This is a genomic window from Pseudomonas sp. GD03858 (assembly GCF_029840925.1).
In the GTDB taxonomy this organism is placed as follows: Bacteria; Pseudomonadota; Gammaproteobacteria; order Pseudomonadales; family Pseudomonadaceae; genus Aquipseudomonas.
The window spans coordinates 12,414-28,335 of record NZ_JAOCDM010000041.1 but is presented as its reverse complement, the minus strand read 5'-3'; the positions used below and the strand labels follow the sequence as shown (position 1 = coordinate 28,335).

The following is a 15,922-nucleotide window of genomic DNA, read 5'->3' as shown; positions in this document are numbered from 1 at the left end:
CTGCGCCCGCCCACCGCGGGTTGCCAAGTGGAGCTTCAGGCCGGTCTCCGGGCTTGCGAGGATCATGAGGCCTTCACCTTCCCATGCTGGCGCACAGTGGTCTGTCGAAGGGCTCGCTCGCTTACCGTTGCGGGGGCAGCGCCGGACTTGTCGTGACTACGACGCACCGGCTTCCCGTTTCACCCTGCGCGCGACGGCGCAGGACACCTGAAACTGGCGCGCATCTGACCATCGAATGGTGGGGGAGTCAATCGTTCGAGTGGGCGGGCGGCGCCGTGCAGTCGCTGCCGCAGAGCTGTCGGCGAGTCAGCGTCCGCGCCGTCGGGACACCCGCGCCTCGATATTCTTGCGACCGATCAGCAGGGCGGGCTTTTCCACCACCGGCTCATCGGCCAGCCACTTGTACATCACCAAGCTGTCCACCAGGCCCAGTTCGGCATGGCGGTAGGCCTTGGGCAGGCGCCCCACGGTCTCGAAGCCGAGCTTGTGCCACAGCGCCACGGCCACTTCGTTGGTGGCTACCACCGAGTTGAACTGCAGGGCCAGGAAGCCCTCCTGGCGAGCGAGCTTCTGCGAGTGTTCGCACATCAGCCTGGCCACGCCACGGCCACGGGCGTTCTCGCAGACCATGTAGCCGCAGTTGCCCACGTGCCCGCCGGGGCCGGCGGCATTGGCCTTGAGGAAATACGAGCCGAGCAGTTCGCCGTCCTGCTCGGCCACCAACGTGCGCAGGGGCGTTTGCAGCCAGAGCGCGCGGGCCTGCTCGAAGCTCAGTTGTGGGTCGAAGGCGTAGGTCTGGCGCGCCTGGACGATGGCCTGGAAGGTCGGCCAGAAGCGCTCGAAGTCTTCCGGTGTCATGGGGCGAATGTGGATCATGGCGACTCCTGCGCGGGCTGGGGCGCCAAGTCTGGTGGGGACCGCGCCGCCGCGCAAGGGCGGCGGCGCATTTGCCCTCAACCGTCGGCCTTGCCCAGCGCGTCCAGGGCCCGGGCCGAATACACCAGGGCGGCGCCGGCATTCATCGCCACGGCCACGCCCAGCGCCTCGGCGATCTCTTCACGGCTGGCTCCATGCTTGACCGCCTGCTGCGAATGCACGGCGATGCAGCCGTCGCAGCGGGTGGTGACGGCCACGGCCAGGGAGATCAGCTCGCGGGTCTTGGCGTCCAGGTGGTTGGTCTTGGCCCCGGCGCCGCTGGCGGTCATGTAGCCGGCCACGGTATCGGGAGAGAGGTGCTTGAGATCGCCGATGCCGGCCATCAACTGCTTACGGTAGGCGTCCCAGTCCATCATGCTCATCGTCTTCACCTTGTCAGGTTGGTAACAGGAGCTTTGAGGCTAGACGATGTTCGGGCGGTGGGAGGCAGCCCGCTCCCATGCCGGGAGCGAGCCTGAGGCAGGATCAGATGTAGATGAACACCAGCACCAGCGCCGCGACCACGGCCCACTTCTCCAGGTAGTAGCGGGTGCGGTTGCGTTTTTTCATCGCCTTGCCGCGCTCACGGATCTTGTAGATGCGGGTGAACAGGCGGTTGATGCCACCGGTCTTGTCGCTGGCGTCGTTGGGCGCGGCGGCGGCGGCCATGACGTTGCGGCTGAACCAGCGGTTGAAGGCAGTCGCCCAGCGGTACTTGAGCGGGCGTTCGACGTCGCAGAACAGGATGATGCGGTTGTGCTCGGTGGTGTTGGCGGCGTAGTGAATGTAGGTCTCGTCGAACACCACGCCCTGGCCGTCGCGCCAGGAGTACTTCTCGCCGTCCACGTCGATGTAGCAGCCATCGTCGTTGGGCGTGTCCAGGCCCAGGTGGTAGCGATAGGAACCGGCGTACGGGTCACGGTGGCGCACCAGCTTGGCGCCCGGTGGCAGGGTGGCGAACATCGCCGCCTTGACCGTGCCGATGTTCTGGAGCAGTTCGGTGGTGCGCGGGCACAGCGTCATCGCCGAAGGGTGGCTCTCGCCGTACCACTTCAGGTAGAAGCGCTTCCAGCCGGTCTTGAAGAACGAGTTGAAGCCGACATCGTCGTAGTTGTCGGATTTCTTGATCTCGCCGGCGTGCAGCAGGCGCTGGCCTTCCTCGCGGATTTCCTGCCAGTGGTCCTGCAGGGGCTGCAGTTCGGGGAAGGCCTCCACCGGCAGGTACGGCTTGGCCGGGTGCTTGGAGAACAGGTAGAGGAAGGCGTTGACCGGGGCCAGGAAGCTGGAGTGATCGCCCAGCTGGCGGGTCAGCTTGTGGCGGACGCGCCCGCGCAGGTGAACGTAGGCGATCGAGAAGACGAAGATCAGTACGAGTGCAATTTTCATGGACGTTTACTTGTCGAAAAATGGCCATGCGCCATGGCGTAAGCTCGCCAGCATAAACAATCGTGGGCCGGGTTTGTACTTATTGTTACGTCTTGTCCGACCGACTTAGGTGCAATGGCTGATAGCGTGCGTAAACGTTTCAACAGCCTGATGTCGCCTTTTTACCTTGTGATGAGTGTTCAATCGCTGCCAGGGAGAACTTCACATGATCCAGGACGCGCGCCCCGACGGCGCCCCCTTCAAGCGCCTGTTCTTCGCCTTGCCGGTCGGCGAGGCCCAGTGCCGTGCCCTGGCGCAATGGCGGCGTGGGCTGGGCCTGCGCAGCGGCAAGCCGGTGCCGGCGGACAACTTCCATGTCACGTTGCTGTTTCTCGGGGATGTGGACGCGAGTCAGGTTCCGGCGATATGCGCGGTTGTCGATCGGCTCAAGCGGCCGCAGGCGCCGTTGCGCCTGCCGCTCGACCGGCTTCAGGTCTGGCCGCGTGCCAGTGCGCTGGTACTGGAGCCTGGCCAGGTGCCCATGGCCTTGCGCCAGCTGGTGTATGCCTTGCAGCAAGCGTTGCAGCCGTTGGGCCTGGATGGCCAAGCGAAGGAGTACCGACCGCACCTGACACTGTCCCGGGATTTCCGGGCGCCGGTGCCCGAGGCGGGGCAAGCACCGGACTTCTACCTGACGGCTCGCAGTTTTGTGCTTTACGAGTCGCGCAAGGGCCGTTACTGGCCCTTGGCGCACTGGGCGCTGGATGGCACCGGCGTCGCCGGTGTTCGCGGGTGAACCCGCTCCCACAGGGACCGCATGGCACCACGCAGTCCCTGTGGAAGCGGGCTTGCCCGCGAAGCAGGCGCCTCGGTGGAGGGGCCAATACTGTCAGGCGATTGAGCCGGCAGGCGTCAATTCGCTACGCGCGGTTTCAGCGAACAGCGTCGCCCCCAATTGCCGTGCCGTCTCCAGGTGCCGCACTGGATCGGCGCCTTCGCTGTCATCGAGCAAGGTCGAGCTCGACACCCGGGCGCCGCAGTAGTCGAAGATCCCGTGCTCTATCTGCACCCGCATCGCCTCGCCATAGCCGTGTCGCTCGAAGGTGCCGGTGTCGGCGCCGGCCACGCCGACCAGGTGCGCGGTCAGGCCGTGCAGCAGCTTGGTGGTGCTGCCATCGGCGGCATAGTCGAAGGCCCAGCCGTTGCTGAACACCCGCTCGACCCAACCCTTGAGCAGCGCCGGCAACGACCACCAGTAGATGGGGTAGACCAGTACCAGGGTGTCGGCGCGCTCGATGCGTGCCTGCTCGGCCAGCACATCGGCGGGTGGCGCGCCCAGGCGCCGATGCACGGCGTGGTCGGCCAGGCCGAAGCGCGGATCGAAACCTTCACGGGCCAGGTCGGCGAATTCGCTGGTATGGCCGGCTGCGCGCAGGCCGTCGGCGATCTCTCGGGCGAGGGCGTGGGTAAGGGACTCGGGGTCGTGATGAGCGATGACGATCAAGGCATGCATGGCGCAGTCTCCAGAAAAGGATGCAAGGGCGCGGCGAGGGTTATATACTCGCGGTAAGTTACGATTGGTAAGTTACTTTTGGTAGGTAGTCGATGTCAAGCGATGAAAAGAACGCCCCGCGCAAGCGCCTGTCCCGTGATGAGCGCCGCCGCCAGCTGCTTGATGTGGCGTGGCGGCTGGTTCGCGACGAGGGCACCGATGCCTTGAGCCTGGGCCGACTGGCCGAGCAGGCCGGGGTGACCAAGCCGGTGGTGTACGACCATTTCGAAACCCGCAATGGCTTGCTGCTGGCGCTGTACCAGGAGTACGACGCACGCCAGACCGCGATGCTCGATACGGCGCTGGCCCATTGCCCGGCCGACCTGTCGGGGCGCGCATGGGTGATCGCCGAGGCTTATGTGGACTGTGTGGCGACCCAAGGCCGGGAGATTCCCGGCGTGAGCGCGGCCCTGGCCGGATCGCCGGAGATGGAGGCGCTGAAACGAGGCTACGACGGCCCATTCATGGACAAGTGCCGCCAGGCGTTGGCGCCGTTTGCGCCGGGGCGGGGCATTGGCGACGCCGGGCTGTGGGTATTGGTCGGCGCGGCGGATGCGTTGTCGCAAGCCGCGGCAGCGGGCGAGTTGAGTGCCGAGCAGGCCAAGCAGGAGTTGCAGGCGACCATTGTGGCGATGGTGCAGCGCCAGTAGCCGGCGACGGCGTCGGCAGACTGTGGCAGCCCACCCGGCGCGGGCTCACCAGGCCAGTGGTCCGTCGAAGCCTTTCCAGCACACCCAGCGGCGCACCTCGCCATGGGGACCGGTGCCGATCTGCCAATCCGGTCGCCCGCTGTCGAGGGCGACCACAGAGATGAACCCGGCATGGCTGGCCACCGCCAGGGTCTTGCCGTCGGCACTGATGTCCATGGCGCTGATGGTCGAGCCGAGGTAGTGCCGCCAGCGCTCGCGGCCATCCTCGCCCAGGGCGCGCAGGTAGCCATGGGCGTCGCCGACGATGTACTCACCGTCGCGGACGACACCGGCATGCAGGCGCGCACCCTCTTGCAGCAACCGTGCGCGCGGGACCGCGCGGTGATGGTGATGCTGGCAGCCCAGGTCGGCTACGGGTACGCCCAGAGTGGCGCCGTGGTGAGCGTGGCAGGCGTTGAGCAGCAGGTGGTCGCCGCGTCGGTTGAACAGGGCGAAGTGCGGGTATTTGCTGGCTGGCTCGATGTCGGCCAGGGGCCGCAAGCGCGCGTCGAGCACCAGGTGGCGACCGCACTGTTCGCCCAGGGCGATCAGCCGCCCATCGGGCGACAGCGCGGCATGCTCCATGGCCAGTTCGAGGGCTATGTCGTCCGGGTCGGTGCCGCGCTGCAGAGCGTCGAGAATGGCCTGCTCACGCGGCAGCAGGCGAGTGGCGCCGCTGCCGGCTAGCACGAAGATGCCGTCGCTGCTGACCAGCAACACGCGCTGACCATCGGGGAAAGGGATCAATGCGCTGGGCGTTGGCGGCAGGTCCAGCGGATCGAACGGGTAACCGGGCGGCAACCCTTCCAGGCCATGGGGCCAGGCCAGGCGCGCCACCAATGGGCCGCCCCAGCCATCGGTGACGCGCACGCCGTCGGCATTGGCCAGGGCGTAGTAACGGCGTTGCGGGCAGCGACCGAAATGCTCCACGCCGATCACCGGCGTGGCGCCGCGATCATCGATGCGCAGCACATGGCCCTTGTCGAAGGGCATGCCGATACGCGCCAGCAGGCTACCGTCGTCGAGCAGCAGCAGGTGACCGATGGCCTGGGCATGTTCGTCCAGCAGCGCGAGCAGGGGCTGGTGCGCCGGTGGCCAGGCTTCGCGGAACAGTTGGCGCTGCTGCGCGTCGATACCGGGCTGGTTGATGGCCAGCAGGGCGGCCTGCCAGGCGTCGAGCAGGTGGCCGGTGGCCGGGGCCTGGGGCTCCTCGAGAGTGCTCCAGCCGTGCGCGTGGCCTTGCGCGACATATCGGTTGACGGCCTGGGCGTAGGCGACCACTGCCTCGCGCCACTGCCGCTGGGGGTGCTGCTCGTCCATGGCCGATCGAACTCCTTGTTTCGCGATGCCGCAAATGGTCGTGCAACAAAAGAGTGCACGAAGGCGCGCATGGTACTCCGTCCGCGCCCATGGTTGTGAGGCCCTGACCGGATGCGTACCATGCCCGGCATCCTTTCAATAAAAAACGTGCGTCAGCGACCCTGGAAGCAGGCAGGTGATGCGCGTCATATCGTCTTGCGTGTGGAGAAAAGCGTTTTCCCATGAATGGTCCCGTACCCACTTCGCTGCCGCCGACCGTCGGCAACGGCAGCTGGCTGAGCGTCATCGCCCTGGCGCTGGCGGCGTTCATCTTCAATACCACCGAGTTCGTGCCGGTGGCGCTGCTCAGCGACATCGGCCGCAGTTTCGACATGAGCACCGCGCAGGTCGGCTTGATGCTGACCATCTACGCCTGGGTGGTGGCACTGGCGTCGCTGCCGATGATGCTGATGACCCGCAACGTCGAACGGCGGCGCCTGCTGCTGTTCGTGTTCCTGGTGTTCATCGTCAGTCACTTGTTGTCGTGGCTGTCGCAGAGCTTCGCCATGTTGCTGCTCAGCCGCATCGGCATCGCCCTGGCCCACGCCGTGTTCTGGGCCATCACCGCTTCGCTTGCGGTGCGCGTGGCACCGCCCGGGCAGCAGGCCAAGGCGCTGGGTCTGCTGGCCACCGGCACGACACTGGCGATGGTCATGGGCATTCCCCTGGGCCGGGTGGTGGGCGAGGCGCTGGGCTGGCGCATCACCTTCCTGTGCATCGCCGGGGTGGCGCTGGCGACCATGCTCTGCTTGATGAAGTCGCTGCCGCTGCTGCCGAGCCAGAACTCGGGGTCGCTGCGCAGCCTGCCGATCCTGTTCAGGCGCCCGGCGCTGGTGATCACCTATGTGCTGGTGACGCTGGTGATCACCGCGCAGTTCACCGCCTACAGCTATATCGAGCCGTTCGCCCTGCACGTGGCGCAGATTGGCGGCGAGCGCACCACGCTATTGCTGCTGCTGTTCGGCGGCGCCGGGGTGTTCGGGTCGTTGCTGTTCAGTCGCTACAGCGACCGTTTCCCCCACGGCTTCCTGGTGGGCGCCATCGGCGGGGTCGCGGCCTGCTTGCTGCTGTTGCTGCCGCTGTCGGGCAATTTCTACGTGTTCGCTGGCCTGAGCATGGTCTGGGGCGTGGCGATTCTCAGCTTCAGCCTGGCGCTGCAGTCCAAGACCCTCAAGCTCGCTTCGGACGCCACCGATGTGGCCATGGCGCTGTTCTCCGGCATCTACAACATCGGCATCGGTGGCGGCGCGTTGCTGGGCAGTATCGTCAGCAGCCAGATGGGGGTGGCCAATATCGGCTGGATGGGTGGCAGCGTGGCGCTCGTCGGGTTGCTGCTGGCGGTGGCCAGCACCCGGCGTTTCCGCGAGGCGTTGAGCCACCCACCGGGCTGAGGGCGTTACAGGCTGGTGGCGGCTCCATCAGGTCGATCTAGTCGCTTGGGCGTGAGGCCACTGACTGAGTAGCGCCACCAAGTGTTCGCCGCAACCCTTGATAGGCCTGGACCTTAGAGCAGAAGCGGCCCCAGGTTTAGAGCGATCACGCAGGACTCAGCGCTGGGCGAACGCCAGGTTGATGCCCAGAGCGGCGAACGAGGCGGCGAAACTGCGGCGCAGCCAGGCCTGGACCTTGGGCGAGTCGATCACCGCGCGACGGAACAGGTGGGCGAGCAGGCCATAGAGCACGAACACGACGAACGTCATGGCCATGAACACGGCGCTCAGGCCAAGCATCTGCAGGGTCGCGGAGCCTGCATGCGGGTCGATGAACTGCGGCAGGAAAGCGAGGAAGAACAGGGTCAGCTTGGGGTTGAGGATGTTCAACAGGCAGGCCTTGAGCACCAGCTGGCTGGCCGGGGCAGGGGCAGCGTGTTCGTCCACGGCGAAGGCGGCGCGATCGCGCCAGGTGGCGTAGGCCAGGTACAGCAGGTAGGCGACGCCGGCGAATTTCAGCCCCTGGAATGCCAGGGCGCTGGCGTGCAGCAGCGCCGACATGCCCAGCACCGAGGCCAGCAGGTGCGGGACGATCCCCAGGGTGCAGCCCGAGGCGGTCCACAGGCAGGCGCGCCGCCCAGCCACCAGGGCGCTGGAGACGGTGAGGATGACCCCACTGCCGGGGATCAGCACGATGATCAGCGCGGTGACGAGAAACTCCAGGCTTGGCATGAATGACAGCTCCTTGCAGTCGGGGGTGGCTGCACTATACGCCCGGCGACAGCCGCTGCAACATGTCCTCCGGGCGCAACGTGGCGAAGCGTTCGCGCAGCCACAGGTGCAGCTGCGTCACTGCCGGTGTCAGTTGCTTGCGGTGCGGGCAGACCAGGGTCACCGGGGTCGGCTCGCCAGGGTGCTCGGGCAGCAGCACTTCCAGCTCGCCGGCGGCGACGTTGGCGCTGACATCCAGCCACGACTTGTAGACGATCCCTTCGCCCTCCAGGGCCCAGCGCCGGACCACGTCGGCGTCGTCGCTGAACAGCGGCCCGCGCACCTGCACGGTACGGTTGCCCAGGCGCCATTTGTCGTATACCCGGCTTTGCTGCAGGTACAACAGGCAATCGTGCTGCTGCAGGTCGTCCGGCGTGCAGGGCCGGCCATGGCGGGCCAGGTAGGCGGGCGAGGCCACCAGCACCCGGCGGTTCCAGGGTGCCAGGGGCAGGGCGATGTAGTTGGCGTCTTCGTTCAGGCCGTAGCGGATGGCGACATCCACCGGGTCGCGATACAGGTCGGCCAGCTGGTCGGAGAGAAAGAAGCGCAGGCCCAGCCCCGGATGCTCGCGGCGAAACGCGCTCAACCACGGACGCAGCAGGTTGCGCCCCATGTCCGAGGGCGCTGCCACCTGCAGCACGCCACGCAGGCAGCTGTGGCTGCCATGCAGATCCTCGCGACCCTGGCGCAGGGCGTCGAGCACCCGCTGGGCGGTGGGCAGGTACAGTTCGCCCTCGGCGGTCAGGCGCAAGCTGCGGGTGGTGCGAGCGAACAGGCGCACATCGAGCTCGCGCTCCAGGCGCTTGATTGCCGCGGCTACCTGGCCGGGCAACAGGTCGGCTTCATGGGCGGCGGCGGTGAAGCTGCCCAGGGCGCTGGCACGGGTGAACAGTTCGAGGTCGTTGAGGCGCAGCATTTTCACTCCGGGGATGAAAGTGTTGCTGCATTGTGCTGGTTTTTCTTTCGGGCCGGGAAGATAAGATGCCCGGCATCCACGACCCTTGAGGAACTACCGCACATGGATACCGTTGCCCTCGCCAAGCGCCGCTACACCACCAAAGCCTACGATGCCGCTCGCAAGATCCCCCAGGCCACCATCGATGCCTTGCTCGAGCAGCTGCGTCACAGTCCGTCCTCGGTCAACTCGCAGCCCTGGCACTTCGTGGTCGCCGATACCGCCGAAGGCAAGGATCGCCTGGCCAAGGCCACCGATGCCCGGTTTGCCTACAACAGCCCGAAGATCCGTGATGCCTCTCATGTGATCGTGTTCGCCGCACGCACCAATGTCACCGAGCAGCACCTGCAGGCGGTGCTGGAGCAGGAAGCCGCCGACGGGCGTTTTCGCAGCGAACAGGCGCGCGGCGCGCAGGACCAGAGTCGCCGTGGCTACGTCGACCTGCACCGTCATGACTTCAAGGATCTGCAGCACTGGATGGAGAAGCAGGTGTACCTGGCTTTGGGTACCGCACTGCTGGGCGCTGCCGCCCATGGTCTGGACGCCACGCCGATCGAAGGGTTCGACGCCAAGGCGCTGGACATCGAACTGGGGCTGCGTGAGCGGGGCTACACCAGCGTGGTGCTGATGAGCCTGGGCTATCGCAGCGAAGAGGACTTCAATGCCGGGCTGAGCAAGTCGCGCCTGCCGGCCAGCGAAGTGTTCACCTTCCTGTAATCGCGTATCAGGATCACGGACGGGCCGGTGCGCTCACCGGCCCGCATCACGCGTCGATCAATATTCCCAGAAGATCCGCTGCAGCTCCTTGCTGTCCTGGGTCTTGGTCATTGCGACCATGGCCAGGATCCGTGCTTTCTGCGGGTTCAGGTCGTGGGCCACGACCCAGTCGTTCTTGTCGTCAGGCTGTTCGGCGTTGCGCAGTACGAAACCGCCCTGGTTGACGTGGGACGAACGAATGATCTGTACGCCGTCCTTGCGCAGTTCCTGCAGGGCAGGGACTACCCGCGACGACACCGAACCGTTGCCGGTGCCGGCGTGGATGATTGCCTTGGCGCCACCCGCGGCCAGCGCCTTGTAGGCGGTATCGGTCACGTTGCCGTAGCCGTAGGCGATGTCCACGGCAGGCAGGCTGCTGATGTTCTTGATGTCGAACTCCGAGTTGACGGTGTGGCGCTTGGCCGGCAGGCGGAAGAAGTACGACTTGCCTTCGACCACCATGCCCAGCGGGCCCCACTGGCTCTTGAAGGCTTCGGTCTTGATGTTGACCGCCTTGCTCACGTCGCGACCCGACTGGATCTCGTCGTTCATGGTCACCAGCACGCCCTTGCCACGGGCTTCCTTGCTGCTGGCCACGGCGACGGCGTTGTACAGGTTGAGCATGCCGTCGGCGGACATGGCGGTGCCCGGGCGCATCGAGCCGACCACGATGATCGGCTTGTCGGTCTTCTCCACCAGGTTCAGGAAGTAGGCGGTCTCTTCCAGGGTGTCGGTGCCGTGGGTGATGACGATGCCATCGACATCCTTGCTGTCGGCCAGTTCGGCGACACGCTTGCCCAGCTTGAGCAGGTCGTCGTTGCCGATGCTTTCCGAGGCGATCTGCATCACCTGCTCGCCGCGCACGTTGGCCAGGTCCTGCAGTTCCGGCACGCCGGCGATCAACTTGTCGACGCCCAGCTTGGCGGCCTGGTAGGTGGCGCTGTTGGCAGCGCTGGCGCCGGCGCCGGCGATGGTACCGCCGGTGGCGAGGATCACCACGTTGGCGAGCTTCTGTTGTTGCGCGGCTTCCTTGGCGCTGACCATGGTTGGCAGGACCAGCAGCAGGGCCAGGGCGCCCGGCGTGAAGGTCTTAAGAGCGGATTTCATCATTTCTGCTTCTCTCTTCCTGGGTGAGATGTTTGCTGTGTCGCACAGGGGCATAGGCAGATTTCGTACCAGCAACTACCGTTCGTCGTATTTCATCTTGAAACGCCCGGGTTGACCGCTTGCGCCATGAGATGACCATCTGGTCATCGTGCAGGGTTGGTTCGGATTACCGAACAAGGCGCAGGAAAGGTGTTCGGTTTTTCGGATAAATTGCGGATAATCCGGCCGGCGCATCATTGGCACCTTGCGCAATGGATTTGACAAAAACGGGCCGCGTTTCCATAGTTAGTCACCGCAAACGTTTGCGATCCGATAAAAACCACAAGATTCGGAGTCTTTTCCATGAAACTGCCATTTCCTGGCCGTCCGCTGGCCCTCGCCGTTTTCTCGTCGCTGATCTTCTCCCTGTCCACCGCTCACGCCGAGGAGGCGCCCAAGGTCGCCCTGGTGATGAAATCCCTCGCCAACGAGTTCTTCCGCACCATGGAAGACGGCGCCAAGGCGTACCAGAAAGACCATCCGAACGACTTCAGCCTGGTCGCCAACGGCATCAAGGACGAGACCGACACCGGCAACCAGATCCGCATCGTCGAACAGATGATCGCCACCGGCGCCAAGGCCCTGGTCATCGCCCCGGCCGACTCCAAGGCGCTGGTGCCGGTGATCAAGAAGGCCATGGACGCTGGCATCACCGTGGTCAATATCGACAATCGCCTCGACCCGGATGTGCTCAAGAGCAAGGGCATCAGTGTGCCATTCGTGGGGCCGGACAATCGCAAGGGCGCGCGCCTGGTCGGCGACTACCTGGTCCAGCAGAAGCTCAAGGCCGGTGACCAGGTCGGCATCATCGAAGGCGTGCCGACCACCACCAATGCCCAGCAGCGCACCGCCGGCTTCAAGGACGCCATGGAAGCCGCGCAGATGAAGATCGTCTCGGTGCAGTCGGGCAACTGGGAGATCGACAAAGGCAACGCCGTGGCCGCTTCGATGCTCAACGAGTACCCCGATTTGAAGGCGCTGCTGGCCGGCAACGACAGCATGGCCCTGGGCGCCGTCTCGGCCGTGCGCGCCGCCGGCAAGACCGGCCAGGTGCAGGTGGTCGGCTACGACAACATCAACGCCATCAAGCCGATGCTCAAGGACGGCCGTGTGCTCGCCACCCTCGACCAGGCGGCCAGCCAGCAGGCGGTGTTCGGCATCCAGGCGGCTCTGAAGATGCTCAAGGGCGAGCAGCCGGGCGTGGATGCCGACAATGTCATCCAGACCCCGGTCGAGCTGATTACCAAGTGAAGTGATATCGCGGGGGCGTGGGAGCGGGCTTGCCCCGCGAACACCGGCGAAGCCGGTGCCATCCATCGCGGTGCCTGCTTCGCGGGCAAGCCCGCTCCCACAGGGACGGTCGTTGAATCAAGAAGTCGTGGTTTTTCTAGGAGAACGATGGCCATGTCAGTACCGGCCAATGAAACCGTGCTAGCCGTCAGCGGCCTGGGCAAGACCTACGCCCAGCCCGTGCTCGGCGACGTCACCCTCGAGCTGCGCGGCGGCGAGGTGCTGGCCCTGACCGGCGAGAACGGCGCGGGCAAGTCGACCCTGTCCAAGCTGATCAGCGGCCTGGAGATCCCCACCACTGGGCAGATGCTCTATCGCGGCCAGCCCTACAGCCCCGGCAACCGTGCCGAGGCCGAGCGCCTCGGCGTGCGCATGGTGATGCAGGAGCTCAACCTGCTGCCCACCCTGACCGTGGCCGAGAACCTGTTCCTCGACAACCTGCCCAGCCGCTTCGGCTGGGTCAGTCAGAAGCGCCTGCGCCAATTGGCCAGCGCGGCCATGGCTCAGGTCGGCCTGGACGCCATCGACCCGGATACCCTGGTGGGCGAGCTGGGCATTGGCCACCAGCAGATGGTCGAGATTGCCCGCAACCTGATCGGCGACTGCCATGTGCTGATCTTCGACGAACCCACGGCCATGCTCACCGCCCGTGAAGTGGAGCTGCTGTTCACCCAGATCGAGCGCCTGCGCCAGCGTGGCGTGGCCATCGTCTATATCTCCCACCGCCTCGAAGAGCTGCAGCGCGTGGCCCAGCGCATCGCCGTGCTGCGCGACGGCAAGCTGGTGTGCGCCGAGCCGATCCAACGCTACAACAGCGAGCAACTGGTCAACCTGATGGTCGGCCGCGAGCTCGGCGAGCATATCGACCTCGGCCAGCGCAGCATTGGCGCGCCGCTGCTCAAGGTCGACAAGCTCTGCCGTGGCGACAAGGTGCGCGAAGTGTCGTTCGAGGTCAGGGCAGGGGAGATCTTCGGTATCTCCGGCCTGATCGGCGCCGGGCGCACCGAGCTGCTGCGCCTGATCTACGGCGCCGACCGCGCCGACAGCGGCCAGGTCGCCCTCGGCCAGCCGCCGGTGCCGGTGACCATCGATTCGCCCAAGGCCGCGGTCAAGGCCGGCATCGCCCTGATCACCGAGGACCGCAAGGGCGAAGGCCTGCTGCTGAGCCAGTCGATCAGCGCCAATATCGCCCTGGGCAACCTCGGCGCCGTGTCCCGCGCCGGGGTGCTCGATCGCGACGCCGAGCGCGCGCTGGCCGAACGCCAGATCGGCGCCATGCGCATCCGCAGCGCCAGCCCCGCCCAGGCCGTGGGCGAGCTGTCCGGCGGCAACCAGCAGAAGGTGGTGATCGGCCGCTGGCTGGAGCGCGACTGCCAGGTGCTGCTGTTCGACGAGCCGACCCGTGGCATCGACGTCGGCGCCAAGTTCGACATCTATGGCCTGCTCGCCGAGCTTGCCCGCCAGGGCAAGGCCATTGTCGTGGTGTCCAGCGACCTGCGCGAGCTGATGCTGATCTGCGACCGCATCGCCGTGCTCAGCGCCGGCCGCCTGATCGACACCTTCGACCGTGGTCATTGGACCCAGGACCAGCTGCTTGCCGCCGCCTTTGCCGGCTACCAGAAACGTGATGCCCTGCTGCACGACGCAGCCCCCAGGATGGACGCATGAAAACCACAACAAACACCTCGGGCGCCGCGCCCGTGCGCCGCAGCGGCACCTATTTCGGCCTGGGCACCTACCTGGGCCTGGCCGGCGCCTTGCTGGCGATGATCGTGCTGTTCTCGATGCTGAGCAGCCACTTCCTGTCCTATGCCACCTTCAGCACCCTGGCCAACCAGATCCCCGACCTCATGGTGCTGGCGGTGGGCATGACCTTCATCCTGATCATCGGCGGCATCGACCTGTCGGTGGGCTCGGTGCTGGCCCTGGCCGCCTCGACGGTCAGCGTGGCGATCCTCGGCTGGGGCTGGAGCGTGCTGCCCGCCGCGCTGCTGGGCATGGCCGTGGCGGCGCTGGCCGGCACTGTCACCGGCAGCATCACCGTGGCCTGGCGCATCCCCTCGTTCATCGTCTCGCTGGGTGTGCTGGAGATGGCCCGGGGCCTGGCCTACCAGTTCACCGACTCGCGTACCGCCTACATCGGCGACGCCTTCGCCTGGTTCTCCAACCCCATCGCCTTCGGTATCTCGCCGGCCTTCATCATCGCCTTGCTGGTGATCGTCGCCGCCCAGCTGGTGCTGACCCGCACCGTGTTCGGCCGTTACCTGATCGGCATCGGCACCAACGAAGAGGCCGTGCGCCTGGCCGGCATCGACCCGCGCCCATACAAGATCCTGGTGTTCGCCCTGATGGGCGTGCTCGCAGGCCTCGCCGCGCTGTTCCAGATCTCCCGTCTGGAAGCCGCCGACCCCAACGCCGGCTCCGGCCTCGAGCTGCAGGTGATCGCCGCCGTGGTGATCGGCGGCACCAGCCTGATGGGCGGTCGCGGCTCGGTCATCAGCACCTTCTTCGGCGTGCTGATCATCTCGGTGCTGGCCGCCGGCCTGGCCCAGATCGGCGCTTCGGAGCCGACCAAACGCATCATCACCGGGGCGGTCATCGTCATCGCCGTGGTCCTCGACACTTACCGCAGCCGGCGCGCGAACCGGCGGAACTGAAACCATGGCAACCATCAAAGACGTCGCGGCACTGGCGGGGATTTCCTACACCACCGTGTCCCATGTACTGAACAAAACCCGCCCGGTCAGCGAGCACGTGCGCCTGAAGGTCGAGGCGGCGATCGCCGAGCTCGACTACGTGCCCAGCGCCGTGGCGCGCTCGCTCAAGGCGCGCAGCACCGCCACCATCGGCCTGCTGGTGCCCAACAGCGTCAACCCGTACTTCGCCGAGCTGGCCCGGGGCATCGAGGATGCCTGCGAGCGCAACGGCTACTGCGTGATCCTGTGCAACTCCGACGACAACCCGCAGAAGCAGCGCAGCTACCTGCGGGTGCTGCTGGAAAAACGCATCGACGGGCTGATCGTCGCCTCGGTGGGCGAGGACCAGGACCTGCTCGACAGCCTCAGCGGCGTGCGCACGCCGATGGTCATCGTCGACCGTGCCCTGGACGGCGTCGAGGCCGATCTGGTGCGCATCGACCATGAGCAGGGCGCCTACCTGGCCACCCGCCACCTGCTGGAACTGGGGCACCGCGAGATCGCCACCATCGGCGGCCCGGTGGACACCGGTGTCAGCCAACTGCGCCTGGCCGGTTTCCGTCGGGCGATGGCCGAGGCCGGCGTGCGCGTCGCCCCTGGTCATGTGCTGCACAGCGACTTCACCAGCCCCGGCGGGCATGCCGCCGCGGCGCGCCTGCTCGACGGCGAGCGGCCCACGGCGATCTTCGCCGGCAACGACATGATCGGCTTCGGCGTGCTGCGCGCCGCCGCCGAACGCAATATCGACGTGCCCGGTGAGCTGTCGGTGATCGGCTTCGACGACATCGAGCTGAGTCGCTACGTGTACCCGGCGCTGACCACCGTCGGCCAGTCGATCCGCGAGCTGGGCGAGAGCGCCGCCGGCCTGTTGCTGTCGCGCATCGTCACGCCCCGGCGCGATGGCGCCGCCGAGCAGCGCATCGTCGCCCCGCGCATCGTTTTGCGTGAATCCACCGGGCCACGCCCGGACCTGTTCAACGATTACCGTTAAGGAATGC

General features: G+C 66.3%; 16 protein-coding genes and 1 riboswitch. Of the genes, 8 read left to right on the top strand and 8 right to left on the bottom strand.

Annotation, left to right across the window (positions count from 1 at the left end; translation table 11 throughout):
- Positions 1-20 precede the first annotated feature (20 nt).
- A riboswitch (cobalamin riboswitch) is annotated at positions 21-226 on the bottom strand.
- Between the two features lie 80 nt (positions 227-306).
- The 3 genes from N5D48_RS13095 to lpxO form a co-directional block, all read right to left on the bottom strand.
- Positions 307-876 (bottom strand): GNAT family N-acetyltransferase, encoded by a 570-nt coding sequence (locus N5D48_RS13095; RefSeq protein ID WP_279884798.1) that lies wholly within the window; start codon positions 874-876, stop codon positions 307-309.
- Between the two features lie 77 nt (positions 877-953).
- A complete protein-coding gene (locus tag N5D48_RS13090; protein ID WP_279884796.1) occupies positions 954-1,298 on the bottom strand; it encodes a carboxymuconolactone decarboxylase family protein in 345 nt (114 codons plus the stop codon).
- A 103-nt stretch (positions 1,299-1,401) separates the two neighbouring features.
- A complete protein-coding gene (gene lpxO / locus N5D48_RS13085; RefSeq protein ID WP_279884793.1) occupies positions 1,402-2,301 on the bottom strand; it encodes a lipid A hydroxylase LpxO in 900 nt (299 codons plus the stop codon).
- A gap of 205 nt (positions 2,302-2,506) precedes the next feature.
- On the opposite strand from lpxO, the gene thpR reads away from it, so the two are divergent.
- The gene (thpR, locus tag N5D48_RS13080; protein ID WP_279884791.1) at positions 2,507-3,076 is read left to right on the top strand and encodes an RNA 2',3'-cyclic phosphodiesterase; all 570 of its coding nucleotides are present in this window, start codon (positions 2,507-2,509) and stop codon (positions 3,074-3,076) included.
- A gap of 93 nt (positions 3,077-3,169) precedes the next feature.
- Here the strand turns inward: thpR and N5D48_RS13075 are convergent, their stop codons facing one another.
- A complete protein-coding gene (locus tag N5D48_RS13075; protein ID WP_279884790.1) occupies positions 3,170-3,793 on the bottom strand; it encodes an NAD(P)H-dependent oxidoreductase in 624 nt (207 codons plus the stop codon).
- Positions 3,794-3,885: 92 nt separating this feature from the next.
- On the opposite strand from N5D48_RS13075, the gene N5D48_RS13070 reads away from it, so the two are divergent.
- Complete coding sequence (locus N5D48_RS13070; RefSeq protein WP_279884788.1) at positions 3,886-4,482, top strand: TetR/AcrR family transcriptional regulator; 597 nt, start codon at positions 3,886-3,888, stop codon at positions 4,480-4,482.
- 45 nt (positions 4,483-4,527) lie between these two features.
- On the opposite strand, the gene N5D48_RS13065 is transcribed toward N5D48_RS13070, so the two are convergent.
- The gene (locus tag N5D48_RS13065) at positions 4,528-5,841 is read right to left on the bottom strand and encodes a hypothetical protein (protein ID WP_279884786.1); all 1,314 of its coding nucleotides are present in this window, start codon (positions 5,839-5,841) and stop codon (positions 4,528-4,530) included.
- Positions 5,842-6,062: 221 nt separating this feature from the next.
- Here N5D48_RS13065 and N5D48_RS13060 point away from each other — a divergent pair, with 221 nt between their 5' ends.
- Entirely contained in the window at positions 6,063-7,271 is a 1,209-nt protein-coding gene (locus tag N5D48_RS13060; protein ID WP_279884784.1) for a sugar transporter, read from the top strand.
- Positions 7,272-7,427: 156 nt separating this feature from the next.
- Here the strand turns inward: N5D48_RS13060 and N5D48_RS13055 are convergent, their stop codons facing one another.
- The gene (locus tag N5D48_RS13055) at positions 7,428-8,042 is read right to left on the bottom strand and encodes a LysE family translocator (RefSeq protein WP_279884782.1); all 615 of its coding nucleotides are present in this window, start codon (positions 8,040-8,042) and stop codon (positions 7,428-7,430) included.
- Between the two features lie 34 nt (positions 8,043-8,076).
- Complete coding sequence (locus tag N5D48_RS13050) at positions 8,077-8,997, bottom strand: LysR family transcriptional regulator (RefSeq protein ID WP_279884780.1); 921 nt, start codon at positions 8,995-8,997, stop codon at positions 8,077-8,079.
- 102 nt (positions 8,998-9,099) lie between these two features.
- Here N5D48_RS13050 and nfsB point away from each other — a divergent pair, with 102 nt between their 5' ends.
- Positions 9,100-9,753 carry an oxygen-insensitive NAD(P)H nitroreductase gene (gene nfsB / locus N5D48_RS13045; protein ID WP_279884778.1) on the top strand — a complete coding sequence of 218 codons (654 nt, stop codon included), beginning with the start codon at positions 9,100-9,102 and terminating at the stop codon, positions 9,751-9,753.
- 57 nt (positions 9,754-9,810) lie between these two features.
- On the opposite strand, the gene N5D48_RS13040 is transcribed toward nfsB, so the two are convergent.
- On the bottom strand, positions 9,811-10,899 hold the full coding sequence (locus N5D48_RS13040; protein WP_279884776.1) for an asparaginase: 1,089 nt from the start codon (positions 10,897-10,899) through the stop codon (positions 9,811-9,813).
- Between the two features lie 342 nt (positions 10,900-11,241).
- On the opposite strand from N5D48_RS13040, the gene N5D48_RS13035 reads away from it, so the two are divergent.
- From N5D48_RS13035 to N5D48_RS13020, 4 genes are all read left to right on the top strand, one after another.
- Positions 11,242-12,189: a sugar ABC transporter substrate-binding protein gene (locus tag N5D48_RS13035; RefSeq protein WP_279884774.1), complete on the top strand. Its 948-nt coding sequence runs from the start codon at positions 11,242-11,244 to the stop codon at positions 12,187-12,189.
- A 153-nt stretch (positions 12,190-12,342) separates the two neighbouring features.
- Positions 12,343-13,896: a sugar ABC transporter ATP-binding protein gene (locus N5D48_RS13030; RefSeq protein ID WP_279884817.1), complete on the top strand. Its 1,554-nt coding sequence runs from the start codon at positions 12,343-12,345 to the stop codon at positions 13,894-13,896.
- Positions 13,893-14,885 (top strand): ABC transporter permease, encoded by a 993-nt coding sequence (locus N5D48_RS13025; protein ID WP_279884772.1) that lies wholly within the window; start codon positions 13,893-13,895, stop codon positions 14,883-14,885. The genes N5D48_RS13030 and N5D48_RS13025 overlap by 4 nt, the downstream gene beginning before the upstream one ends.
- A 4-nt stretch (positions 14,886-14,889) precedes the next feature.
- Positions 14,890-15,915 carry a LacI family DNA-binding transcriptional regulator gene (locus N5D48_RS13020; protein WP_279884770.1) on the top strand — a complete coding sequence of 342 codons (1,026 nt, stop codon included), beginning with the start codon at positions 14,890-14,892 and terminating at the stop codon, positions 15,913-15,915.
- The last annotated feature ends 7 nt before the right edge of the window (positions 15,916-15,922 follow it).